The sequence below is a fragment of the Sphingobium sp. CFD-2 genome, assembly GCF_024611135.1.
GTDB classification, from domain to species: domain Bacteria; phylum Pseudomonadota; class Alphaproteobacteria; order Sphingomonadales; family Sphingomonadaceae; genus Sphingobium; species Sphingobium fuliginis.
The window spans coordinates 3,135,422-3,158,984 of the sequence record NZ_CP084405.1; the positions used below are offsets into that span (position 1 = coordinate 3,135,422).

Sequence of the window (23,563 nt, forward strand, 5' to 3'; positions counted from 1 at the left end):
GAAGACTGGCATGGATCAACAGACCATCGAAAATACAATGCTGGCCGCGATCGCGACGCTTCAACAGGAGGAAGCGACGATCCTGCAATTCGATGTCGGTGAACGGACAATCTGCGCGTGCCTGGCTGCCATCCTGAAGCGCACCTTCGATCATCACGCAGTCCATGTCGAATATAATCGCCACGGGATTTATCCGAAGGAGATCGAACTGCCCGATGGGGCCGGTGAACTCACCGAGAAGCGCATCTTTCCTGACATCATCGTTCACAAACCAGGCCATGACGACGCAAATCTTCTTGTCGTCGAAGTGAAGAAAACCACCAATCCCGTCGACGACGACCTGGACATCGCCAAGCTTCAGCAGATCAAGCAGCAGATCGGTTATGATTTCGCCGTCTTCTTGCGACTGCCAACGGGTCCGCATCCCGATCCCGCCGGCCTTCGCATTGTCTGGGTATAGCGTCCGCTGTCAGGCACGTTGAGCCCCGGCCCCCTGGAACGCGATCGGTCGCGCGAACCGCCAAAGTCAGGGCCTTCATCGTCGGCAGCCTCGCTTGCCGCCGATGTCAAAGCCGGGCGCCACCCTCCTTGCCATCCTCGGCCACCACCGCGAGAAGCGGTTTGATCGCCGCCTAACATCAATCTCCAGTCAATTTACGCAGCAACCTGCGCCAAATGTTCTGACGACGGACAGATTTGGGCGGAGCGAGCACATAGTAGCGTTCGCCTGATGACAGGATGGACCAGCCTTCAGACAGGCGAAGAGCCACGATCCCGTAAAGATATCTTTTGCCGAGAGCTTCCCAGCCTTCGGTAACGGCAACAAGTGTCAGCGTTAAGAAGGCTTTTTCATGGGCTTCGGAAACCTCCACGTTCACATGACGGCCTTCGTTCGACTGGTAAAAGCTATAGCGATGCGTCGCGCGCAGCAGCGGTTCGGGCAGAGCCTGCCCGTCGTCGGTATATCTGGACATGGATGCTTCCTTGTCAGCCAGACGCGCAAATCGGCTCGCGCGGCTAGCGGACCACGCAAGTGAGGTTAGCGTTCAAGGTTGGGAGATAGGCGTTGGCGGGTTGGTGATCGGTTGGTCAGGCGACCCGGACGAGTAGATGTTTATCGTTAACCGGTCGCGTCTCCGTGACGCGGAACGGCTGGCACGAATTCCCCGTTCGTACGACGAACTGGTTGCGGCCTGTAGCCTTCCGGCGTTGGATTGCGAGACTGTATGCATTCTCGAACGACGCAAGTCGTGCACGTAAGGGGGACAGAGTGGTCATGGGAAACTCCTTGGTGAAGAAGTGGAAGGCGAATGCGAGTGTGAAGCGCGATGATCAGTGCGACGTATCCGCGATTATGCGCCGTGCGAGGACCGCGATCTCGTCACGGTCGGCGGTCATGGTGCAGTCGCCCGGTAGCACCACAAAGCCGTCGGAACTGGCGCTGCCTTTTGTGATGTAGATGCGCCAGACGTTGCGCCGAAGCTCTCCCTGGTCGCGAGGCCGCGTGTCCGAATGGTATAGATCAGCCCATTGGCGTCGATCGGGATCGGGGGAGACGTCAGCCCAATCACCGAGCAGGCCCAATATGGTATAACCGTCGATTTGCGCGTGATGCTCGCGAGCCGCACGCCGTTCGGCCTCGCGCTTGGGTTCGTCACGCCTCGCCTTGGCTTCGGCTTGCTTCCAGCGGACTGATGTCAGGCCCGTTTCGAGGCCATGAACGAGATCGACGGCAATGTTCTCCTGTTTTCTGGTCAGGAGAAAGAGGCTGCGACCATCGTCGCGGAGCCGATCCGCGCCGTAGCGAGCAAGGATCAGCAACGTTTCCAGTTCGGTTTTCGACAATGTGAGCCGCAGGCCGGCGGCAAGTGCTTGCGCTTTCATGATCGATACCACGGTTTGAGGCCGGCGAGCGGAAGCTTGTGTTCTGCGGCGGCATGGTGGTTGCTGTCGGAGAAAAACCCCCAGTGGCTGGTGGACGAATATCGCCGGAAGAAGAGCTTTTCGCCTTCTTCGGTGCGTATCCATATGCCAGGAACGATCGGAAATTGGTCTTCAGTTTTGGGCATTAGCAGACCTCCCTTCGTTCAAGTTCCGCGAAGGGCGCCGACAGGTTGGCAGATGCTTCGATATCCTCATGGTCCACGGCATAGACGTCGAGGACAACGCCTTCGTCCTCATGCTTCACCCTGATGGTGGCCTCGCCGACCGTGATCCAGACATGCTCTCCTGGCTTGCTGTCGAACACTACGTCCGTGTCGGGGAGAATGGCGGTCGGCTTGGACTCACCCTTCAGTCCGTTCAACTCGCCGCGCATGAGCCAATTCGTGCCGCCGCCCATGATGTCGTCGGACGTCACCACATAATAGCCACCGCCGAACTCGCCGGGACGGAGCCGGTCACAAGTCTGTGCCCATTCGAAGGCTAACGGCAGGACGCTCGGAGCACATTTTTGGATCACGCTGGCGATGGCGTACGGATCGGCCTGGGAACCCGCGATCAGATAGTTGTCGGCCTCGTTCGTGAAACCGAAATGCTCGACGTCGAACGTAGGAAAATCACCGTCGCTGAACATGTCGCGAAAGGACGCGAACGGGTCGCCTTCCTCCTCGACCGCATGTTCGGGCCCAATTTCGCCGCGGCCGATATTATGAGGGGAGACCGTCTCACGCGGCTTCTTTGGAAACGCTGCTTTGAAAGCATCCGACATGCTATCGTAACGCGCGCCCTGTTCTTTCTCATCCAGGTCGGCCAACTCGGTGGACAAGTCGTAACACTCATCGAGCAGTTCGACCTCTTGCGGGGCCGGCGAGATCGTGAACGACAGTTTCAGATAGTTGTTCGCCATGGTCTTCTCCTGAGATCAGCGGAACGTGACGGTTGGGGTTGCAGCCGGGTCGGCTACTCGGCGGCGTCCTTCGAAGGAGCGTCGTCATTGTCCGCGAAGTTCGCCTCGACCAGATGGTTGACCAGGTGCGTCCTGATTGCCCGATCCTTGGGGATCAGCCAGGAGACATGCTCACGAATCGCCTCGCGGACTCGTTCGAGGACCGCGGCATCCTCGCCGAGCAGCAGCATGTTCGCTGCAAAGCGGGCTTGCATCTCGAAAGCTGCCTGTTGGGTGTAATGGCTGTCAGCGTCGCAATCCTCATTAGGCCAGAAGCAGGAGGCTTCGAGCAAAGAGGCGAGTTCGCCGGGCATGATCGCGCAGTCGGTGCGGAGAAGGATGGCAATGTCGTCGAGGTTACTGGAACAGTCAGTCGGGACGATCAGGACATCGGCAGGGAGCACGATGATCTCTGCCGGTCCATCGGAATCGTTTGTACCCCGCAATGCAAGCATAAGAGTGATCGTGTCGACCCGCCCGGAAACGAGTTTCTCCGGAAGCACTGCGTCTTCGTGATAGTAGAGGGTTTCGTCGCCCGTCTCGACCTGAAAGGAGACGCCGAGGACGTGAGTGAGCGCATTGTACCAGCCATATCCGGCAAACTCGGGCATGGCGCGAACGGGCGAACCGCCGAGACCATCGCCGGGTTTCAGTACGCGGTCGATACATTGCTCGATGTGCGCGGGTTGTGTGGGCATGATGACCATCGGTTCTCCCGCGATCCGCTCACCCGGAAAGACGTCGTTTGTCTCGGCTATACGGGGTGTCCAGAGATGCAGGTAGGGCGCCGCTTCGGGCAGCGAGATTCCGAGCTCGCGCGCGCGCAGCCATTGCGCGTAGGAAAGTCGATGATGGCCCTCACGGGCGATGGTGCGGTAAATCGCCGCTTCGCAAGCTTCGCGCAGGGCGTCGAGCGCCGGATTTTGGACCATTTCCTTGCGCGCCGGAAGCACGAACTGAAGATTTTTCGCGTCGACGATATCGACCTTGGCATACCAACCGCACCCGCCATCGGCGTCATGGACATGCGGAAGGCGGCACGGGACGGTGAGGCCATGGAAGTTGATCCGGGCCTGTTCGCGATGGGGCGCGTACTTGTCGAGAAAAACGCCAATGCGGCACCCGTTCCAGTTTTCGACGCGCGCAGCCTCTTTTAGAAAACCTTCGCGGAGCTGGCGCTCCTCGCCATAAAAGACCGGAAGCGGATAGAATTTCGCGGCGCTTTTCACAGCCTGTTCAAGCTCGTCAGCCCACGTCTTGGACAATTCGATTTCGATTTCGGTCCCCTTGGCGATCACCGCCGGGACAAGATCGAGCGGCTCCCCACTCTCCCATGCCTGCGGTGGGATCGTCACTTGCCATCCGTCCTCAGCGTCGGCGATGCGCGAACGGATGACGACGTGACGACCGGCAAGGCTAAAGATGCCCATGCCCGCTGGATCCTCGCTGCTGACAATGTCGCTTTCCCAACCAGAGTCGCCGAGCGCGAGAAGCTTCGTCGGATCGGTAATGCCTCGGCCATCGTCGCGGACGCGCAGGATCGTTCTGTGGTCCCGGTCGAGCCGGTGGATGTCGACGCGGGTGGCACCGCCTCTGCGTGCATTCTGGAGGAGTTCGTGGAGAGCGTCGGCGACGCAGCCAGCAAAAAGTCTCGTCGCCTTGTGGATGATCGACTGACCGACGCTGGCGTGGATCGTGGTGGGAAATGTCATGTGAGCCTCCTGAGTTGCCGCGACTTCATCGCCGCACCCCCAACCACTCTCCCTTCGCTCCACAGCCGGGGCCGCGCCGCCGAGCGGTGGCCGCTCGGCAGGGTCATGCCTTGGTCAGATGTTACGAGGGACGCGATCGGGGAGCGGCGCAGTCAGGCAGCAATCCGTTCGAAAATTGCCTCGCCGTTGGAGAACACACCCAGGCGGACGAGGGTCGCGAACCGCTTCTTGAAACCGCCTGCGATTTGATCGAGCCAGCGTTGCGCCAGCCCTTCCTGACCGGCATCGATGTCATCGCGCAGGACCACCCAGTAAGCGATGCAACCGCAATATTCCGAGATGCCGAAGCGGGCATAGCGGTTCATGGCGACAATACGCTCTTCGCGACCAATCCAGCCGTTCGCGGTCCATGCCGAAGGATAGAGGGCGAGCACTTGCTCGCGGAAATCCTCGACGATGAAGTCCCAATCGTCCTGGGCCGCGAGTTGGTCGAAACGGCGGGTGTCGGGATCGTCGTCGTCTTCGATCCAGCCTGCCTCCCATTGGGAGAAGGCGACATACGCCTCGCTGGGATAGGATACCGAGCGCCCCATGGTCAGCTCCCCTCTGCGGCAGATAGGCGTATGTCCGGCGATGGCGTGGCAACGGGCTCGGCGTTCGCGGGCGGATCGGGATCCGGCAGCAAGGGTTCGGGCCTGATCGTGGGATGGGTCGGATCGGACCAGTCGATGTGGTCGATGATCCAGCCCGGCACGTAATCCCAGTCGAAACAAAGGTCGTAGCTGTCGGCGATGGCGCTCCAGGCCGCCTCTACGGCGCCGGTCCATCCTATGACGGTCAATCGCAGGTCCGCGGTGCCGACGGCATTGCACGTCTCACGGATGGCCAGGGCCAGGGCGATGGCGTCCTGGTTGGTGGCTGGATGGTCGCGCAATGTCAGCACCGCCTCCCAGAGGCAGGCGGCGGTCTCGAGCGCGGATTCGAGAGTGTCCGTCCGCACGGCGCTGCTGTGGTTTCGAGCAGCGGACGCGATCTCGACTTTCTCGAAATCATGGTGCGGCGGGACGACAATGGGCAATGGCGGTGCGGGCCGCTGATAGATGTCGGTTTTCATGCTGCGACTTCCTCGGTTGCAGCCGTGCGCGCTTCCGTTTCGAGGACATCGAGGTCGATCGGCAGAGGCTTGCTCGGTTTGTCGGTGATGAAAACTATCGAGTCCGGCTGGTAGAAGTCGCGGCCGATCCCGGAGACGCGGATGCGGGCTATCGGTTCGCCGGATTGCACACGCTCATTTCCTTGCCATCCCATCCGCACGCGGCGGCCATCGGCGGCGATCTCTATCGTATTGAAAACGTCATAGCTGCCCTTCGAATTGGCCGAGTAGGTGGCCTGCGTCGTCGGGTAGATCTCGGCGGCCTTGGCTTTGGCCTGCTTATCCTTGCAGGCCGCGACCATGCGCAGGTTCCATATCGTCTGGAGCTGCTCGGCCTGTTCCCGCGACAGATTGATCAGCGGTACGGTGTCCGGCCTTCCCGAGGCCCGGCGCGCCTTCTTCTCCGGCACGGTGTAGCCGCACGCCTCCATCAGGTCGCGCCAACCGTCCTCGCCGAGTTCGAGGGAGGCATCGGAAGCGATATGCGCCGGGAGCGGAACCGGGCTTTCGAGCCGGAGACGGCCCGCATCCGTCACGGTGCATTTAGGACTTTCGGTGCCATGTTCGCGGGCGAAGGCCTGGATGATGACCGGGGTCAACTCGCCATCATAGCGTGGCACGTCACCCAGCATCGACCGCTCGAACGCGAGCCGGTGCAGGATGTGCTCGATCCAGCGGCGGCGGTTGGGGCCGCCCACGGCGAGAGTTGCGCCCTCGATGCACGATTGCCGGGCATCGGCCGGCGTGACTTCGCCGCGATCGACCTTGTAGTAGAGATCGTAGTTCGACCAGAGTATCCGGGAATCCATGTGACCGAGGGCATGAAGGATCTGTTGGTCGGTCGTGAGTTTCTCCCAGATCGCGAGCGCCGCATGGGCCCTGTTGATGCCGCGCTGGAGGTCGCGCAGTTCGGCCAGCAGCGTCTTGATACGGTTCGCCCGCGTGCGCGGGCTGTTCTTCATGCTGGCAAAATGCTCGACGCCGCTCGCGCGATCCAGCCAGTAAGTAGCGGCCTTTCCGGCGCTCACTGCGGCACTCGAGGCCGAATGCATCCGCTCCTGCGTCCTGCGGGCGCTGTGCTCGCTATGATGACCAACAAGGATGGGCTGGCCCATGTAGAAGGCCTGCGAGAGTTCGTTGGCCCGGCGCGCGAAGGCGTTGGCCTGGGCATGGCGCTTGTGGGAAAGGCCTTCGAGCCGCTCGGCCTTGAGGGCAGCGCGCTCGGCTAGCGTCATTTCTTCGGGCTCGATTTCGCCGGCGAGTTCCAACGCGAGATCCTCGCGCTGCGGCGTCCATTTCGGTGCCACGAACAGTTCCTGTTTCGGAGCCCATTTGAAGCCCGCCTCCTTGACCCGGGCATAGGTCTCGGCATCGAGGCGCGAGGACGCATAGAGGCGAATCTTGTTGTCCTCCGGGCTGTATGTCGCGGTGAAGCTGGTCATCGATGGTCCTTTCAGGCAACCGCCGGCATCCTGTGCCGGGGCGGATCGGTGCATTTGCATGTCCCCAGAATCACGAAGCCCGGCGCGATGGCCGGGCTTCGTGAGGGGGTAGAAGTGTCGGTGGTAGAGAGTTATTCGCGCAGGTCTCCGGCGGCTATGTCACCGACCCAGGACGCAGCTTCCTCGAAATCGGCATCTTCCTCGTCGACCAGCGCGGCGAGTGCAACCGCCCCCGTGCGACCGAGCTGACCGAGACGCTGAAGGGCCACATAGAGGATCGGGGCAAGCTGTTCCGCTGTTGCGGTATCGAGATCGTCGGCTTTCATGCAAGTGCTCCTGACTGTGGAGGGGTGGTGGTCGGGAACGGCCCGCGGCGCGGGCGATACGATCCGGTGCGCCCAACCATTTGCGCCGGAAATTTCGGGAAGATAGGCTTCACGCTGCTTATCGGCGTGCGATGTCCGTGACGCGTTCATCATGATCACCTGGCGGCGGGCAGGCGATCATTCGATTCGGCGCAAAGGGGAGCCTGAGCCACGGTCAGGATCGGCGACGCGCTTTCTCATCCGGCGTCTCGATATGAATGTAGCGTCGGCCACCGCTGCGGCGTTTGCGGATCCGGTCGTCAACGAACGCATCGGCCCATCGTGTCGCCTCGGCCGCACGGGCGCCACCGGAGCATTCATCTGCCTGCTCGAAGATCGTATATGCAAGAGCGTATTGCTCGCGTTCAGGAAGCGTGAGAAGCGCGCTGGTAATCGGCAAGGCGCTCTCGTTGAATTCCAGGACATGACGCCCCGCGCCATGATGCATGAGGATGGCGATCCGACCCTTGCTTCCAATTCCCGTCGGTCGGGCGATCTTAACGTCGTGCGACGCATAAGTGATCGAGACGCGCGAAGTTTCGGATTCGCCGCGATGGAACACTCGGTCGTCGCGGCACGGCAGCGGGTGAGCGAGAATCTCATAGCCATCGAAGCTCTCGACCCTGCGAATGTGATTGTGTCCGATAACGCTCATGGCCGTCATTCCACCGTCATCAGCGCCGCGGGCTGGTTTCCCAAGGCGATTGCTGCGTCGAGGCTGGTGATCCATTCCGGATCGATGCAGATGCTCTCCATCGCCCAACTGCTGACGGATGCCGGTATGGGTTCGCCCTGGTCTCGGGGGACCATGACGAGGTCATCGGGATCGGCGCCCTCGACGTCGTGGTCGACGACGCGCACCGTAATCGGCCGGTCGGCGGCGATACCCTGGATAAGACCGCCGTCGAGCGTGACCACGATATTGGCTTCGAGCGGAAGCGGCGTGTCGTCGTTGATGCGCATGTAAAGATCATCGATCTCACCCGCGGTCAGCGGTTCGTGGTGGCGGAGATTGCTGGCGACATCGGCAAGATCGGGCGGGCAGCTACACCGCTGATAGTCGCGCAACGCCGCAAGGACAGTCGACAGTTCCCGGTCGCCGAACGTGAGGACCGACATGCCCCGGAGTTCAACCTTTTCGATCCGCACATCGAATCCGGCGGAATCGGCAAGCAGCTTGTGATCGACCTCGACGGTGTTGGAGCCGAGCAATTTGAGTTGGAGTAACTGCGCCCCGACCAGTCCAAGCTGCCAGCTGCTCATATGGACCGGCGGCAGAGTCTCGGGGTCGAGGTTCGCGCGAAGTGAGTTCACGCGTTCGGTTGCGGCGATGATCGCTTCGCGCTCGCTGGCGTGATAAGTGGTGACCGCGGACGCTTGTGAGAAGAGGGATGCGGTGACGACAAAAATATTCATGCTGTGTTCTCCGCTTATGATGAAGGATCTGGGACCGAGGAGATCAGGCGGCGCGGCGGTCATCGCCGTGGCGAAATCCGAGATCGGCAACGGTAAGGAGGTCGGATTGGGGTTCGAGGCGGTCGAACGCGGCCGTCAGATCGTCAATGTCGGTCCAGCTGCAGGCATCGCCCGGGTCGGCGTTGAGCTGGAACACGATGGGCGTGGAAGCTGCGGTCATCTCTGGAAAGCTGGTCCTGATGACCAGGGTCTCGATCCGGCGTGCAAGGGCGCCGATGTGCGGGGCCAATTCATTTCGCTCGTGATGTGCCATCTCGAAATAGCGCTCAGGCGCGAGCAACGGGCCGATGCGGACACATGGGATACGACCGACGATCGCGGGACCGGCAACCGTGCCGGTCAATTTCCGGCGCTCGGGCGATACCTTGTCGGCGGGCACCAACGCGCGATAGACATAGTGCGGAAGCGTCCCCGCGATGCGGGAACGGGTGACGATGATTTCCATGATGATTGTCCTCAGGCGACAAGCCGCGTGGGCGTGGTGTCGGGATCAGAAAGATGCAGCTCACGGCGGATGCGGGCCGCGAACGTGTCGGGCGACATGAGATCGTGGACCGATGCGAAATGGTTGCGATCGCCGACATAGTCCTTGCGACCAGCAACCTTGCGGAACATGACTTCCCGGCCCGGCCCCATGGCGCCCAGGCTGAGCTGGACATAGACCTCGACGCCGTGAAGGGTCACCTCGCCCGATACGGCCGGCCCCGCGACGTTGGAGCGCAGATCATATTGCCCTTTAGGTAGCCTCAAAGCGTCAGCGAGGCGTTTCAACGCCTTACGACCGAGGCTGTGGAACAGCTTCTTCGCGGGTTCGTCGTAGGAGATACCCTTATGGGCCAGCGCGATAAGTTCGGGCTTGCGCCTGAGGTCGGCGATGGCATCCATGCAGGCGCGTCGCAACTCGACATCGGGAGCCCCGATCTGCGAGGCAATGGTGCCGAGATGCCGCGCGAACAGGATGACGGCGGGATCGCTTTCGTGGGACTGCCCGGCGTTGCGGCAATCCGCGATCGCGGCATTGAGCGCGTGCAAGACCGCCGGCAGTGTAATCAGCGCCGATGGATCCAACGCTTGCCGGTATCGAAAAGCTATGTCGTAGGACACGGGGATTTCTCCTGAGGCTTGAGCGCATCTTCACGCCCACCTCATCCCCTCCCCCTTCTCTCCAGCCAGAATGTCACCACTCGAAACAAGCCAATCGATCGGAAGTACCGGCATCACAGTCCCGGATCAGATAACGGCAACACTTGTCCCGGGCGAATGTCAGTGCATCCAGGAGTTCTGTCGGAACCCCCGTCTCATCGCTGATGAAAGCAATCGCCATCGATCCGCTGGCGTGGGAGGATGCGAACCTGCGGATCAAGCGACGGCTGGATTGGTGCGTCGTCGTTGGATTTCGGAACAGCACGCCGAGCAAGAAAGAGCGCCAGGCATGTCGAGCGGTCCAGTGTATCAGCTTCCGATATGGACGCCCGGGCGAGACGCTCCCAGGTCGTCACATCGAATTGGCCCCCCGTCACTTGATGAGTGATATCATGGGACAGGACAGGGCATGCGAAGATGGCAAAGGGTAGCTCGGCCTCAGGATCGAACGCCAGGATCGCACTAGCATCGAACTCGTCTTCGGTGAGGGATATGATGGTGTCCGAAAGGCGAGTGAGGAGTTGGAAGCCGTGCCTGATGAGCGCATCCCGGCTATCTGGAGAAGCGTGCATAGTTTTATTCCTTGTTGTTTGAGAAATAGGAAGACGTCGTCGGCGCCACCAAGACGGCAGCTTCCGCTGATGGCCGGTCGGTCTGGAAGAGGCCGATATGGTTAGATATTGCGGAAGCGGCTCTGCGCTCCCAGCTGAGCCGATGCGTGTGCCGCCACGCAATCGATGAGGGCTGTCAGGCTGTAATGTGGCCTGCGGCTACGGCTTGCTGGGCGTAGATGCTCAACGGATAATGTGCCACGAACCTGAGATCGCGTTCGACCACCATGCCGGTAGCGCCCCTGAATTCCTGTAATTCGGCGAACGAAACCATGGCCAGCTCGGGGCATCCGATGCCAAGATCGCGCAGCCCGAAGTAGAGGTCGGGCTCATCAACATCGGCCTCGGTCAGAAGCCAGGTGGCGCTGGTATCGGGCGTGAACAACTTCACGACAGGCAGAGGGTCGATGTCATCGCCCTGCGCAGCTCGACGGCCGTTGGCGAGAAGGGCAGTTCGGATTTCATCGGTAATGAGTTCCATGGGAGACCTCGTTTGCAGAAGGGAACGAGGCTGGCGGGTTCAGAACGACCGTTGCAACGCCTCACCGCTCCCCTCCTCCCTCCCCTTCCATCGCACCTAGTTGGGCGACGGGCGGGACCGATGGCTGCAGAAAAGGTTTACAATTCTATGAGTTTGTAACCTCGCGGTTTTAAGATCTTCCTGACCCAATCCTTCTCAATAGGCATTCCTTCCGTGGCAAGACGGATGGCGGAGTCCGCGCGATCGAACAGGGCGATGCATAGCTCATCGCTGTCAAAGCGCGAGCGGTATTGGATACCATCGAGTTTCGTATCGGAGTGGACTATTGCCGAAATAGGTTGGGTCGTATCGTAGGCGCCGGGCTTGATCGCGGGATCGAAATCGGCAGCAACGCCTGCTGTAGTCGTGCGAAACCAGGCAAGGCCGGGCCCATGAAGCTTTGCAAGTCGCAACGTTCTCGTGGTCACGAAGGTGGCCGCGCGCTTCTGCCGCACTTGGCCCCAGAGGATGTCGGGATCACTCGGCATACGCAGCAAAGTCTCGGCGAACGGGCCAACCAACGTCTTGCCGAGATAAAGGACACCATATTTCCCATATGGGTCGTCCCAACGCCAAGTAGCATCTTTGCGCCCATACCAAAGCGCGGCGACGGCCGCGTCGTGCAGGCGATGAAGAGTCTGACCGGTGGCGACGGTCGCCACCGGCATCGCGCCGGGGACTGTCATGGCTAATCGTTCAGCCTTTGCGCGAAACGCACAACGCGCTCGATGCTTGCTTCATCTTCTTTGATGAGGTCAATCGGCCGGACGTCGCCCAAGCCCTCATCTCCGCTCACGAGATATTGAAGCAGCGCCCAACCGCTCACCGTCGGGGCGGCTGCGAGAACTCTCGGGATGGCCGGACGGACGGAATTGCCGTCGAATTGAAGCGCCGGAAAAAGCTTGGCGCCATTGTCCTCAACCATCAGGAGCCTGTGATCGCGGGCCGCCTTGTAGACAGCCTGAACGGTTTTGTGGCCGAGAAGCTTGCGGACCGCTTCAGCATCGAACGCCCCACCCGCCTGCTCGATCATCCGGCGCTTGAAGGCGATGGCGTTGGCGATTTCCTCGGCTTCCTCCGGATCGTCGGCTTCGATCGCCGGAATGCCTCGTGCGATGTTGAGAACCAGAGCAGGAACGTCGATGCTGCTGATCGCCACGGTCTTTGCGGCAAGCGGCATCATCTTGATGATGCGGTCGGCGCTCGCCAGAATCCGGTCGCGCAGAACGCGATCGACATCGATGGTGGCCGTGGTCGCAGGACGGGGCATATCCGCACTCCTAGTTGAATGAGTTTCATATAGCGGATTTACAAGACAATTTCAACTGGCGTTGTTCAGCCGATTGTAAGGGTCACCATCGTCAGGTATGAAGCCGCGTCATGTAGCATCGGCCGTTAATACCCGGCTTGGCTCGCACGGGATGCGGTCGGTGGAGAGATATTCGTCGAGTTGGTTGTCGAAATAGACCGAGACCGCTTCTTCATCCGTAAGCTGGTTCGGATCACGGGTGTCGTTGAGCGATGACCACCATTCCTTACAGAATGCGGCGACCTGAGCCATAAGGGCTTCGCGTGTCAAAGCGGCATAGACATTGGTGCCATGACAATGGTCGATCTCCGCGACATGGATGTCGACTGGCCAGGGTACGATATGACTCTTTACGGCGTCTTCAGCCGACGTCAGATCCTTGATCAGATACAGCAGCGCATCCGCGTCGAGATCGCCAGGGGTTTCGAGCGCCGCACGGGCACGGCTGAGCAACTGCGCGTGATTGCGCCTGATCATGGTCACGGCATTGGTCCTTTCAGGAAAAGATGGCCGGCGGCACGAGCCGCTGCTCACGCCGAGCGCAATTACACATCCGTCGCTTGAGCGACGGCAGCGCGGCTGAGGGCTGGGATAGCGGGATGATAATAGGTGCTGCTGTCGGACATGGCGATCGCTGTTTGCTCGGCGCGATACCAATTCACGGCATCGATCGTATAGAGTTCGCTCGCGTAGCACTCTGCGTCACTGAAGAATTCGACAGTCACGACATAGGTGCGAAGCTGCACATAGGCGTCTGCGCTCATGAGGCAGTTCCTTCTGATCTAGTGGATATGCGGCGTGATGGATCGCCGGGGCCAGTGAGACCCCGGCGGGTTGGTGTCAGTTCAGGCGTTCGAGCAGGGCCCGGGCTTTACCTTCAAGGTCCAGGCGGCTGTCCTGCTGCGATTTGGACCTGGCAACGGCCGTGATTCCGTTCACGAAATCGAAGATGCTCTCGGGCGGACGCCCTTCTTCGACCAGAACCGCCTCGATGACCCTGCTGGTCTCGGCCTTGGAGAAGCCGCGTTTGCGCAGAAAGCTATCGCGATCCTCATCCGTGCGGGCTACGATCCGTTCACGGGCGGTTCGGATGCCGTCAACGAACGTCCGCGGCGAAGCGTCGGCGAAATGGGCGAGGGCCGGCTCAGCCTGATGAGAGAATCGGCCTGCGGCGAATTTCGAGTGACGAATCTTGATCTCCTCGAAATGCTCGACACCCCATAAGATGCGGTTGGCACACACTGCTCGCAGGTAAAAGGTAGCGATGCCGAGGGTTTTCGCACCGACCTCGCTGTTCCACGCATAAAAGCCGCGGAAGAAGAGATCGGGTTCGCCGTTCGGCAGCTTGCCCGCCTCGATCGGATGCGTGTCGTCGACCAGAAACAAGAACACGTCGCGATCCGAGGCATAAAGCGTTGTCGTGTCGCGCGTGACATCGACATGGGGGTTATACTGCATCGTTCGCCAGTCGAGGACCCCAGGGACTTTCCAGCGCGTGTCGCCGGTGCCGTTGCCTGCAAAGCGCATAACAGCCTCGACGAGTTGATAATCCCAGATGCGGCCGTAATCGGGGCCGGTCACGGCGCGCAGCTCAGTGCGACCGTCATCGGTCTGAAGCAGCTTCACCTGCTCGCCTCGGTGGTTGAGCAGGCCGTGCTGGAGATTGATGCCGGCGAGCGGTGCCGGCAGGTCGCGTAGATAGGAAGCGGGCGCACCGACCAGACTGCACATTTGCCCGAACGACCAATTGGTGGGCTCTACGGGCACATCGCTGTCGGGCAGGATCAGCGTGAGGCGCCCAGGCTCGTCGCGACGCGCCTCAACCTTAATCGACCGACTCTCGACTATGCGGGTGTGCGCCTTCTCGGCACGGGCACGAACGATCCTATGGAGATCGCGGAGCGACAGGAAACGCTCATCAGCTGGGCGCGAGAACCATTCGGAGGAGACGCGACTGTTGGACGAGCCACGCGTGATATTGACACCATAGGCGCCGGAAACAGCGCGCTCAGGGCTAAGGGCAAGCGATGCCATTGGAGTTTCTCCAAGAGTTGAAGGAGCAAAGCCAGTCGCGGTACTCATCAGCACCACCGGCGACTCCGTTCCTTCCCCCTTCCCTTCCCCTGCCGTTCACACGCGAATAAGGCTATCATTCACCAAGGGCTGATAGCGCCCGCAATATTGTGGCTGTGTTCTGTATTGCCTGCTATCCAGACGGCTTGTCTCGATGCCACTGAGAGGCACCGGTTATCATTGCCAAACATTGGCTCAGGAGAAACATCGCATGACTGAAAATGCCGATATGCACGAAACACTCATCACGCTGACCGCCGATATCGTGGCGGCGCATGTCGGCAACAACAGCGTGGCGGTCGGCGATCTCCCGATGCTGATTCAGAATATCCATGGAGCATTGAGCGGGCTTGGTCAGCAAAAGGCAGAACCCGAAGCAAAACCCGAGCCGGCGGTGTCGATCCGGGCATCGGTGAAGCCGGACTACATCGTCTGTCTGGAGGACGGCAAAAAGCTCAAGATGCTCAAGCGCCACCTGATGACCCACTACCAGATGACACCCGAGGATTATCGTGCCAAGTGGGGCCTTGCTGCCGACTATCCCATGGTCGCGCCCAACTATGCCGAACAGCGCCGGACACTGGCGAAGTCGATCGGGCTCGGTCGCAAGCCTAGGGCTGTGACGGCAATCCCCGAACCCGTAAAGCCCGCCAAGACCTCAACTGCCCGCCGCCCACGCAAGAAAATTGCCGAGACACCCCAACCGGCATGATGTGACGCCTTCGACAATCCCCCTTGGTCCAATACCGGGCCGACAAAGGATGAGGCTCAGAATGGACGTGGTCATAGTCAATATGCGTGCGTCAGACCTATGCGTCTGAATGTCTGAGGCTGATCAAGCTGCTTGCGGCAACGGCTTTTTGTCGATGGTGCCGCACTCAGCCATTATTGCTTCCTGGTCGTTCCCCGGTTCGAATTCACCCTTGCTGCTCGCCAACTCGGCCTCAAGTTCGGCGAGCTCTTGGAGCTTGTCTTCCAGGAGTGGAGCATCGGGAAATGCCTGACCGAGGCGCGCCTCGAACGCTGGAAGGCGCCGCTCGTTGGTTTCAAGGTTCGCCCTAGCATTAGCGAGATCGATGTCCAGATTGCGAATAGAGGACTCGACCCGGCCTACCACAGTGCCCGGCCGCGTCTTCTCGGTAACCTCGAATTCGTGTTGCTCTCCATTGTGCTGCACCGTGATCACAGTGCAGAGATAGGGCCGTCCCTCTGTATCTATGGCCTCGTAGCCTGTGAGTTCCAGGCCGATGCCGTTGAATACGCCCAGTATCCAGCGGGCTCCCGTGCGGTCCGCCCGCATCCGGTGCGCATAGCCGAGAATGCGTTCCCCGGCGGTTTTGCGATCGGTGACCATCGTGCCGTCACAATCGAATATGACCTCATCGACCTTCGCGGGAGCACGACGCGCGATGTCCGCCTCCAGTCTGGCGATCTGCTTTTGGCAGCTCTCGATCTCGCGCGTCGTTCGCGTGATGGTCCTGCGAATATTATACTGGTCATCGACATGGGCATCGCGCAGGCGCTGGAGCCGTGCGACCTCGGCGTCGAGCCCGGCCTTTTTCATCAGCCGATCGTCTCCGGACGCGAGAGCCTTGGCCAGCGCGAACTGGTTGACGTTGGAGCTGACGTCCTCGATCCGCCGGATCGAGCGGTCGCCTGACATTGCCATGTTGATGAAGCGGGCCTTGCGTTCGAGCATCTGCCAGTTGGTCGCGTCCATCGAGCCGCTGGTCGCGTAGCCGTAAAGCTGGATCTCGTCATTCTGGTTGCCCTGCCGCTCGATGCGCCCTTCCCGCTGCTCGATATCGGACGGTAGCCAGGGAACATCGAGGTGGTGCATCGCGATCAGGCGCTGCTGCGCATTGACGCCCGTGCCCATAGTCGCGGTCGAACCAAGAGCGAACCGCTTGCGTCCCTGGTTGAGGTCGTTGAACAGGCGCTGCTTCGCGCTGTTCTTCTTGTAGTGCTGCATGAAGGCGATCTGCTCGTGTCATCGGTCGTGCAATTCTCCGCAAAAGTGGGCTTTGAAAATTCCCTAGTTGGTGGCCCCTTCATCTCATTCTGCCGGGGCTAGCCCCGGCAGAATGAGATGAGCCGACATTGTCCTCATCTCCTTTGCAGACGCGGAGACGGGGCCGATGATCCGACTTGGAGAATTGATGATGATCCTCGAACTACATCGACAGGGCGTATCGATATCCGCCATTGCCCGACGCACTGGTCGCGACCCCAAGACCATCCGAAAATATATCGAACGGGGCATCGAGGCCCCGGTTTACGGCCCGCGCATGCTTGGCCGACCGAACAAACTGGCACCCTATCTAGAATTTTTGCGTGAACGAGTGACGGCCTTTCCCGATCTGACGGCGGCGCGTCTGACGCGGGAAATCCGTGAGCTGGGGTATATGGGCGCCTATACCGCGGTAAAGCGGTTCCTGGCAGCGATCCGACCGGAAAACGGCCCCAAGCCCTTCGAGGTTCGCTTCGAGACGCCGCCTGGCGTGCAGGCACAGGTCGACTTTGCCCGGTTCGTCGTCGAATTTACCGATGAGCCCGGCGTCAGCCGGATCGTCTGGCTGTTCAGCCTGGTGCTGGGCCATTCGCGCTTCCTGTTTGCGCGCTACGTCATGCATCAGGATCTCCAAAGCCTGTTGCGCTGTCATATGCAGGCCTTTGAAGCGCTCGGCGGCGTCCCGATCGAAATCCTCTACGATCGCATGAAAACCGCCGTGACCGGGGAAGATGATCAGGGCCATATCATCTACAATCGATCATTGCTGGCTCTGGCCGGGCATTATCGCTTCGTGCCACGCGCCTGCCGTCCCTATCGGGCCAAGACCAAGGGAAAGGTCGAGCGGCCGTTCAGCTATATCCGCAAGGACTTCTTCCTGGGCCGGAGCTTCCGCAATCTGGACGATCTCAATGTCCAGCTGATCGACTGGCTCGATACCGTCGCCAACGTCCGTGTCCACGGCACGACGCAGCGGATTATTGCTGAAGCCTTCGCCGCCGAGCAGCCTGAGTTGCAGCTGCTTCCGGCGGGCCGCTTTGACGCTGTTCTGAAGCTGGAGCGCCGCGTCAGCCACGATGGGATGGTCTCGGTCGGCGGCAATTACTACAGCGTTCCCGATCGCACCCGGCGCGTCGTCGAAATCCAGCAGTTGCCCGACAAGATCCGGATCGTAGACCGGGGCCAGGTCATTGCCGAGCACCCGGTTCTTGAGGGGCGCCGGCAGTGCAGGATCGATCCTGCGCACCGGACAGGCAGCAGCGGCGCCAAGCGCCGTATCCATGGTAAAGAGGTAATCGCCATCGGTCGTGTAGGCGAGCATGTCACCGTGCGCTCCCTGGCCATCTATCAAGCGATCGGCAGCCAACTGGCGCGGGGAGAACGGCCATGAACCATGGGGGTGCCGCATCCCGCGTCGATAATATCCGCCGCAGCCTGGTCCATCTCAAAATGCCACGCGCCCTGGAGATGCTCGACGCCACCCTGCGCGGCATAGAGCAGGGCAAAATCGATGGCATCGAGGCCATCGACATATTGCTGAACGAAGAACTGTCGCTCCGGGAGAACCGCAGGATCAAGGCAGCCCTGCGCATGGCAAGGCTGCCGATCATCAAGACGCTGGACGGATATGACTTCTCCTTCCAGCCATCGCTCGACCGGAACCGCATCCTGGCGCTCGCTGGCCTGGACTTCATCAACCGGGCCGAGGTGGTGCATCTGCTGGGCCCGCCCGGTACCGGGAAAAGCCATATCGCCACGGCCCTTGCCGTCGAGGCCGTGAAGGCGGGCAAGAGCGTCTACTTCATCCCGCTCGCCGATCTGATCGCTTCACTGACCAAGGCTGAACGCGAGGGCACGTTGCGCGAGAAGATCCGCTTCCTATGCCGATCCTCCCTGCTCGTCGTCGACGAGATCGGGTATCTTCCCGTCACGCCCGGCGGCGGCAATCTCTTCTTCCAGCTCGTCAACGCCCGATATGAAAAGGGTGCCATGATCCTGACGTCAAACCGCGGCTTCGCCGAATGGGGTGATGTCTTTGGCGATCCGGTGGTGGCCACCGCGCTGCTCGACCGCCTTCTTCACCACGCTGTGGTCATCCAGATCGAGGGCTCCAGCTATCGCATGCGACAGCACGCCGACCTGCTGCCCGAGCATGCGCGCATGGCACCGTCCAACAACCCGCCGCCCTTGCCAAAGCGGCGCGGCCGCCCGCCAGCAAAGGAAAAGCCCGATCTCCATCACGGCTGATCACCGACACAAACCCTCCCGCCAAACTAGGGAATTTTAGATGCCCACTTTTGCGGAATCTTCGGTGCCCGTTGACAGCTCGGGCGGAACACCCATCGCGACGAGCCGATCGCGGATCCAGACATAGGCGGAGAACCCCCGCGTCTCGAGCGCGGCTTCGGTGCCTAGATCGGAGAAGATCATCTGCACGGCGCCGGACAGCGGATACGGCTTCCCGGTCTCGGGGTCGATGTAGCGATTGTCGGCAGTCTCTTCCCAGATGCGGTAAGCGTTCTCGATCAGAAGATTGAGCTTGTTGCCCTCCTCGTTGCCGACGTCCGGGTCGACGAAGCGCAGGTCGATCGCCGAGTGACGGCCATCGGTGATAACCGACAGGAGGATGTCGTCGCCCTTTTGCGGTCGCCCGCCGCGGTTCTCGATAGCCTTGATGCGCTGGGCTAGCACGCGCTGATAGGCTTTGAAGGGCGCGCCGGACTTGGCGACGACGATATACCGTTTCCCGCCCTTGATGGTGGGCAGCTTGACGTATTGGCGCAGATCGTCCTTCAGCACGACGTCGGCGACCGAGCGGTACATTGCCATCAGGTCGGCGACGTTGACGAACTCGCAGAAGCGGGTGACGGGCTTGTAGCTGCCGCTCGGCTGCAATTCGAGTTCGGTACGCGTGTCGCCGAAAGCGGCGGCCCAGGCATCGAACTCGTGGAGACCTTTGGCGTGTAGCTCGTCGGGCTGCATGAAACGCTGTAGCGTATACATCTCGCCCAGGGTGTTGGTGATGGGCGTGCCCGAGGAGAGGATCAGTTCGCGTCCGGGATTGGTCCCGGCGAGATATCGGCTCTTCACGAAGAGGTCCCAGGCACGCTGCGAGCCGACCGGATCGACGCCCTTCAGATCGCCGAGATTGGTCGCGAAGGTGAGCTTGCGGAACTGCTGGGCCTCGTCAACGACAATCTGGTCGATGCCGATCTCGCCGATATGGACGAGGTCGTCCTTGCGGGACCGGAGGTTCTCCAGCCTTTGCTTGAGTCCCTCTTTCAGGCGTTCGACGCGCTTGCGCGACACGCGGTCCTGACTGTCGATGCCGGTGATCAGCACCTCGTAGCTGTCGAGTTGATGTTCGATCAGTTGCTTCTCGAACGATGACGGCGTGGGCACGAACTTGAACGCGTCATGGGTGATGATGATCGCGTCCCAGTTGCCGGTGGTCGCCCGCGCCAGGAACCGCTGCCGCTTTTCCTTCACGAAGTTCGTGTCGTCGGCGACGAGGATGCGCGCGGTGGGGTAGAGCATAAGGAACTCGCGTGCGATCTGCGCGAGGCAGTGATTGGGCACCGTGATCATCGGTTTGTTGGCGAGGCCGAGACGGCGCTGCTCCATCACGGCGGCGCAGAGGCTGAAGGTCTTGCCCGCCCCGACACTATGGGCGACATAAGTCGAACCCGAAGCGATGATCCGCCAGACGACGCGCTTCTGGTGCTCACGCATCCGGATCGTGGTCGACGCGCCGGGCAGCTTCAGATGCTTACCGTCGAAGGTCCGGGGTACGAGATTGTTGTAGGAATCGTTGTAGATGCGGACCAGCCGGTCGGCGCGTTCGCTATCCTGCCAGACCCAGGTCTCGAAGGTCGACTTGATCTTCGCAAGCTTCTCTTTGGCCGCCTCGGTGTCGGTGACATTGAGTTCGCGGCGCTCGGAGCCGTTTTCATCTCGGTATGTGTCGTAGATTTTGGGGATATGGGAATTGAGCGCATCTTCGAGCAGGTCCGCGGCGCTGCGGCGTGCGGTTCCCCATGTCGAGGTCGAACTGACGTGCCCCGCGAACGGGGCCTTGTCGACGGTCCAGCTCGCCAGTTCCACGGTATGCAGGATCCGGGTCTCGACCTCCATGATGTCGAGGATGAAGGTCTCGATGACGTCCACCGGAATCCAGGGCGCACCCAGCCGCGCTGTGATCTCACTGGGCTTGAGATCGACCGGCTGGACCGCTTCGAGCGCGGTGACGACGGCTAGGAAACGCGGATCGGTCTCGGCCTTTTCACGCGCGAGAGCGAGCTTGGTGCGGACCGGTCCCGACAGCACTGCGTCGGCCGTGACCCAGTGGTCGAAATGCGGCGTGCTGCGGACGGGATCGAGATACACGTCGCCTGCGAGATCGGCGAGCGCCTCGGCCTCGGCAACTCCGAGCATACCGGCGATCAGGGGGATATCGACCTGCCCGCGCTCGTGGAGCGATACCGCCAGCGCGTCCTGAGCCGAGTGGATTTCATGGGCTACAGGCGGCTTGATGACGCGTTCGGTGAAGATCGGGCCCGGCGTGCCGATGTCGCTCGCCTCGTCATAGGCCTCGATCGAAGCGACCAGCCAGACGTCGGGATCGTCGAGGAAGGGCTGGAGATTGGGGCGGCGCTGATATTCCTTCTCGGCCCCTGTGTCCGGATCGGTGCGGACGCTGGTGATAGTCCGGTTGATCGGCCCGTACTTCTTCGCGAACTGGCGGTAATGCGCCAGCAGCGTCTCCTGAAGGACGGCATAGGGCCGGTCATTGAGCTGCGCGCGCAGGATCGCGCGGACCGTGTCGCGTATCGGGATCAGCGCCTTGATTATGGCAGCGTGCTTCGCGAACAGTCCGGCGCCGCCGCGTCCCGATTTCACGCCGACGACAGTCGAAATGCCATTGACGATCTGGTGGAGAACGCCGCCGGAGACGAGATAGCTCCCTTCCTTGAACTCGGCTTCGTCGGCAGCTGTGCCGATTTCTACATCCAGCGCGACATTGAGCGTGTCGCGTAGCGAGGTGATGCGCTCGATCGGCTTGCAGGTGCCTTTGTACTTCGATGCGATTTCTGACAAGGTGGACGCAAGGGCTGCCTTGAGATCAACGCCGGGCTCGGCCGCGCACGTGTAGTCCATGCCGAACTGGCTGCTTCGCCATTCGTGGCGACCCAAAACATGGTCAGGATGATCGAGGAAATAGCGGTTGATCCGCAGCGGCCCCTCACCTTCGTCGCTGTCGGGAACTTCGCCGAGATTGATCCAGTTCGACGGGCGATAGAGCGTGGCGGAACCGTGTTTCTGGAAGAGCAGAATGTCGACGACAACATCGGTGCCGGCCTCCTCCCGCATGGCCTTACCGGGAAGGCGCACGGCGCCAAGGAAGTCGGCGATGCCGTCGATATGGCGTCGGGCCTTGGCATCGCTCTTGTCTAGCGAATAACGCGAGGTCACGAACAAGGCGATGCCGCCGGGCCGAAGATGCTCGAGCGATTTGGCGATGAAATAATCGTGAAGCGACAGGCCAAGCTTGCCGAGTTCGGTCCGGTTTTGAACGGTGAGGTTGGAAAATGGAGGGTTCCCGATGGCGAGGTCGAAATCGGCGGGCAGCGGCGCCTTATCGAAGTCAACGCAGCGGATGACCTGGTTGGGATAGAGTGCGCTTGCGACCCGCGCAGTGATGGGATCGTTTTCGATACCGACGAACAGCGTGTCGTCGGACAGCGTCTCCGGCCGGAGCCCCATGAATAGGCCGCTGCCACATCCCGGCTCCAGAACCTGCCCGCCGGTGAAGCCGAGGATGCGGGCGGCGTCCCATATGGCGCGGACAATGTATTCGGGGGTGTAATGGGCATATTGCGTTGCGCGCTTGAGCGATTGGAGCTCGACATCGGTCGTTTCCGCGACCAGGGCTTGCCCCAACTCGCCCCAGCCCTCGCGGAACTCATCGCCGCGTCGCACGAACATGGTGTTGGCAAGTTCCGACGCGCCGAAGCCGATGAATCTGGAAATCGTGTCCTGCTCTGCCGGCGAGGCGGATCGCTGCTCGCGGTCGAGCAGGTTCAGCAGTCTGATCGCCTCAACATTGTCTCGTGCGCGGTCCTTCCATGAGCGCGCCAGGGTCCGGCCTGCGGCGAAAGAGAAATCGACAGGCGCCTCGCGCGGCGGTTGCGCGGCATCAACGATAGTCGTTGTAAAGAGTGTCGGCTGCGGGGCGACGGGTATGACTGGCTTGGCAGGCGCGATCAGCTGGTCGAAGTCGAGGCACAGCTGGAGAGCCAGCGCGGATGCACTGTTTCGCATGGAATGCTTCCTTTTCGGTGGTCTTGCGAGCGCGGCGGCGGCCCGGTGGGATGTCAGGAATCCGGGAGCCTCACGCCGAGCGTCAGTTCAGGTGGGCTGGTTTCGTGCGCGGGCGGCAAAGGCTTGGCCGGTCATTTCGCGCCAAGCCATGGATGGAATGAAGCGCAGCCCCTTCGATCAGAGGTCGAGGATCGCGCCATTGAGGACGGTGTAGAGGCCGACCTCAAATCGAAGATTCTGAAGTGTTCGGAACCTGGTGTCGCGCCGGGCATCGACGTGGAAAGCGCTACGCCCGGTGTCCGTTTCCTTGATGCCGGTCGAAAGACTGGGGTAGGTCTGTCCGGCGCGAGGACCTGTCATGATGCGGGCACTTGAGCGGCAGTCGAGGGTGCGGTCGAGGGCGTATCCCAGATCGCGCAACTGCTGCTTGATTTGGCTGAGAGTGACCGGATGCCAGCCTTCGGCGGCCCGAGCGGCAAGTTCATTGGTAAGGGCAGAATTCATTGGCAGAAGTCCTTCGTCAGAATTTCCACCAATCCT

Annotated in this window: 27 protein-coding genes; 4 read left to right on the forward strand and 23 right to left on the reverse strand. The window is 61.0% G+C overall.

What is annotated here, in order from left to right:
* Window positions 1-10 precede the first annotated feature (10 nt).
* Window positions 11-460 carry a hypothetical protein gene (locus LDB29_RS15465; protein WP_257554720.1) on the forward strand — a complete coding sequence of 150 codons (450 nt, stop codon included), beginning with the start codon at window positions 11-13 and terminating at the stop codon, window positions 458-460.
* 178 nt (window positions 461-638) lie between these two features.
* On the opposite strand, the gene LDB29_RS15470 is transcribed toward LDB29_RS15465, so the two are convergent.
* The 20 genes from LDB29_RS15470 to LDB29_RS15565 form a co-directional block, all read right to left on the reverse strand.
* Window positions 639-974, reverse strand: a complete 336-nt coding sequence (locus LDB29_RS15470) for a hypothetical protein (protein ID WP_257554721.1) — start codon at window positions 972-974, stop codon at window positions 639-641.
* Window positions 975-1,332: 358 nt separating this feature from the next.
* Entirely contained in the window at window positions 1,333-1,896 is a 564-nt protein-coding gene (locus tag LDB29_RS15475; protein WP_257554722.1) for a hypothetical protein, read from the reverse strand.
* Window positions 1,881-2,069, reverse strand: a complete 189-nt coding sequence (locus LDB29_RS15480; protein WP_257554724.1) for a hypothetical protein — start codon at window positions 2,067-2,069, stop codon at window positions 1,881-1,883. Before LDB29_RS15480 ends, LDB29_RS15475 begins: the two co-directional genes overlap by 16 nt.
* On the reverse strand, window positions 2,069-2,848 hold the full coding sequence (locus tag LDB29_RS15485) for a hypothetical protein (RefSeq protein ID WP_257554726.1): 780 nt from the start codon (window positions 2,846-2,848) through the stop codon (window positions 2,069-2,071). The genes LDB29_RS15480 and LDB29_RS15485 overlap by 1 nt, the downstream gene beginning before the upstream one ends.
* Window positions 2,849-2,901: 53 nt before the next feature.
* Window positions 2,902-4,599, reverse strand: coding sequence for an ATP-binding protein (locus LDB29_RS15490; protein ID WP_257554727.1), 1,698 nt, complete (start codon window positions 4,597-4,599; stop codon window positions 2,902-2,904).
* A gap of 152 nt (window positions 4,600-4,751) precedes the next feature.
* Window positions 4,752-5,192 carry a hypothetical protein gene (locus LDB29_RS15495; protein WP_257554729.1) on the reverse strand — a complete coding sequence of 147 codons (441 nt, stop codon included), beginning with the start codon at window positions 5,190-5,192 and terminating at the stop codon, window positions 4,752-4,754.
* A gap of 2 nt (window positions 5,193-5,194) precedes the next feature.
* Window positions 5,195-5,713 (reverse strand): hypothetical protein, encoded by a 519-nt coding sequence (locus LDB29_RS15500; protein ID WP_257554731.1) that lies wholly within the window; start codon window positions 5,711-5,713, stop codon window positions 5,195-5,197.
* Window positions 5,710-7,194 (reverse strand): DUF3560 domain-containing protein, encoded by a 1,485-nt coding sequence (locus LDB29_RS15505; RefSeq protein WP_257554733.1) that lies wholly within the window; start codon window positions 7,192-7,194, stop codon window positions 5,710-5,712. The genes LDB29_RS15500 and LDB29_RS15505 overlap by 4 nt, the downstream gene beginning before the upstream one ends.
* Before the next feature lie 131 nt (window positions 7,195-7,325).
* Window positions 7,326-7,520 (reverse strand): hypothetical protein, encoded by a 195-nt coding sequence (locus LDB29_RS15510; protein WP_257554735.1) that lies wholly within the window; start codon window positions 7,518-7,520, stop codon window positions 7,326-7,328.
* Window positions 7,521-7,734: 214 nt separating this feature from the next.
* On the reverse strand, window positions 7,735-8,214 hold the full coding sequence (locus LDB29_RS15515; RefSeq protein WP_257554737.1) for a hypothetical protein: 480 nt from the start codon (window positions 8,212-8,214) through the stop codon (window positions 7,735-7,737).
* Between the two features lie 5 nt (window positions 8,215-8,219).
* Complete coding sequence (locus LDB29_RS15520; RefSeq protein ID WP_257554738.1) at window positions 8,220-8,975, reverse strand: hypothetical protein; 756 nt, start codon at window positions 8,973-8,975, stop codon at window positions 8,220-8,222.
* 43 nt (window positions 8,976-9,018) lie between these two features.
* On the reverse strand, window positions 9,019-9,480 hold the full coding sequence (locus LDB29_RS15525) for a hypothetical protein (protein WP_257554740.1): 462 nt from the start codon (window positions 9,478-9,480) through the stop codon (window positions 9,019-9,021).
* Between the two features lie 11 nt (window positions 9,481-9,491).
* A complete protein-coding gene (locus tag LDB29_RS15530) occupies window positions 9,492-10,139 on the reverse strand; it encodes a hypothetical protein (protein ID WP_257554741.1) in 648 nt (215 codons plus the stop codon).
* A gap of 194 nt (window positions 10,140-10,333) precedes the next feature.
* Window positions 10,334-10,750, reverse strand: a complete 417-nt coding sequence (locus LDB29_RS15535; protein WP_257554742.1) for a hypothetical protein — start codon at window positions 10,748-10,750, stop codon at window positions 10,334-10,336.
* A 175-nt stretch (window positions 10,751-10,925) separates the two neighbouring features.
* Entirely contained in the window at window positions 10,926-11,270 is a 345-nt protein-coding gene (locus tag LDB29_RS15540) for a DUF2958 domain-containing protein (RefSeq protein WP_257554743.1), read from the reverse strand.
* 137 nt (window positions 11,271-11,407) lie between these two features.
* On the reverse strand, window positions 11,408-11,995 hold the full coding sequence (locus LDB29_RS15545; protein WP_257554744.1) for an RES family NAD+ phosphorylase: 588 nt from the start codon (window positions 11,993-11,995) through the stop codon (window positions 11,408-11,410).
* A 2-nt stretch (window positions 11,996-11,997) separates the two neighbouring features.
* On the reverse strand, window positions 11,998-12,492 hold the full coding sequence (locus tag LDB29_RS15550) for a hypothetical protein (RefSeq protein WP_257554745.1): 495 nt from the start codon (window positions 12,490-12,492) through the stop codon (window positions 11,998-12,000).
* A gap of 195 nt (window positions 12,493-12,687) precedes the next feature.
* Window positions 12,688-13,101, reverse strand: coding sequence for a hypothetical protein (locus LDB29_RS15555; protein ID WP_257554747.1), 414 nt, complete (start codon window positions 13,099-13,101; stop codon window positions 12,688-12,690).
* Between the two features lie 62 nt (window positions 13,102-13,163).
* Complete coding sequence (locus LDB29_RS15560; protein ID WP_257554748.1) at window positions 13,164-13,382, reverse strand: hypothetical protein; 219 nt, start codon at window positions 13,380-13,382, stop codon at window positions 13,164-13,166.
* A gap of 76 nt (window positions 13,383-13,458) precedes the next feature.
* Window positions 13,459-14,652 (reverse strand): DUF932 domain-containing protein, encoded by a 1,194-nt coding sequence (locus LDB29_RS15565; protein ID WP_257554750.1) that lies wholly within the window; start codon window positions 14,650-14,652, stop codon window positions 13,459-13,461.
* 250 nt (window positions 14,653-14,902) lie between these two features.
* On the opposite strand from LDB29_RS15565, the gene LDB29_RS15570 reads away from it, so the two are divergent.
* Window positions 14,903-15,403, forward strand: a complete 501-nt coding sequence (locus LDB29_RS15570) for a MucR family transcriptional regulator (RefSeq protein WP_257554751.1) — start codon at window positions 14,903-14,905, stop codon at window positions 15,401-15,403.
* A 123-nt stretch (window positions 15,404-15,526) separates the two neighbouring features.
* Here LDB29_RS15570 and LDB29_RS15575 read toward each other — a convergent pair whose 3' ends face one another.
* Window positions 15,527-16,663: a helicase-related protein gene (locus LDB29_RS15575; protein ID WP_257554752.1), complete on the reverse strand. Its 1,137-nt coding sequence runs from the start codon at window positions 16,661-16,663 to the stop codon at window positions 15,527-15,529.
* Between the two features lie 166 nt (window positions 16,664-16,829).
* On the opposite strand from LDB29_RS15575, the gene istA reads away from it, so the two are divergent.
* Window positions 16,830-18,092, forward strand: coding sequence for an IS21 family transposase (gene istA / locus LDB29_RS15580; RefSeq protein ID WP_119750086.1), 1,263 nt, complete (start codon window positions 16,830-16,832; stop codon window positions 18,090-18,092).
* Window positions 18,089-18,949: an IS21-like element helper ATPase IstB gene (gene istB / locus LDB29_RS15585; RefSeq protein WP_119750084.1), complete on the forward strand. Its 861-nt coding sequence runs from the start codon at window positions 18,089-18,091 to the stop codon at window positions 18,947-18,949. Before istA ends, istB begins: the two co-directional genes overlap by 4 nt.
* A gap of 36 nt (window positions 18,950-18,985) precedes the next feature.
* On the opposite strand, the gene LDB29_RS15590 is transcribed toward istB, so the two are convergent.
* Both LDB29_RS15590 and LDB29_RS15595 read right to left on the reverse strand, forming a co-directional pair.
* Window positions 18,986-23,023: a lactate dehydrogenase gene (locus LDB29_RS15590; protein WP_257554757.1), complete on the reverse strand. Its 4,038-nt coding sequence runs from the start codon at window positions 23,021-23,023 to the stop codon at window positions 18,986-18,988.
* 177 nt (window positions 23,024-23,200) lie between these two features.
* Window positions 23,201-23,527: a hypothetical protein gene (locus LDB29_RS15595; RefSeq protein ID WP_257554759.1), complete on the reverse strand. Its 327-nt coding sequence runs from the start codon at window positions 23,525-23,527 to the stop codon at window positions 23,201-23,203.
* Window positions 23,528-23,563: the final 36 nt, after the last annotated feature.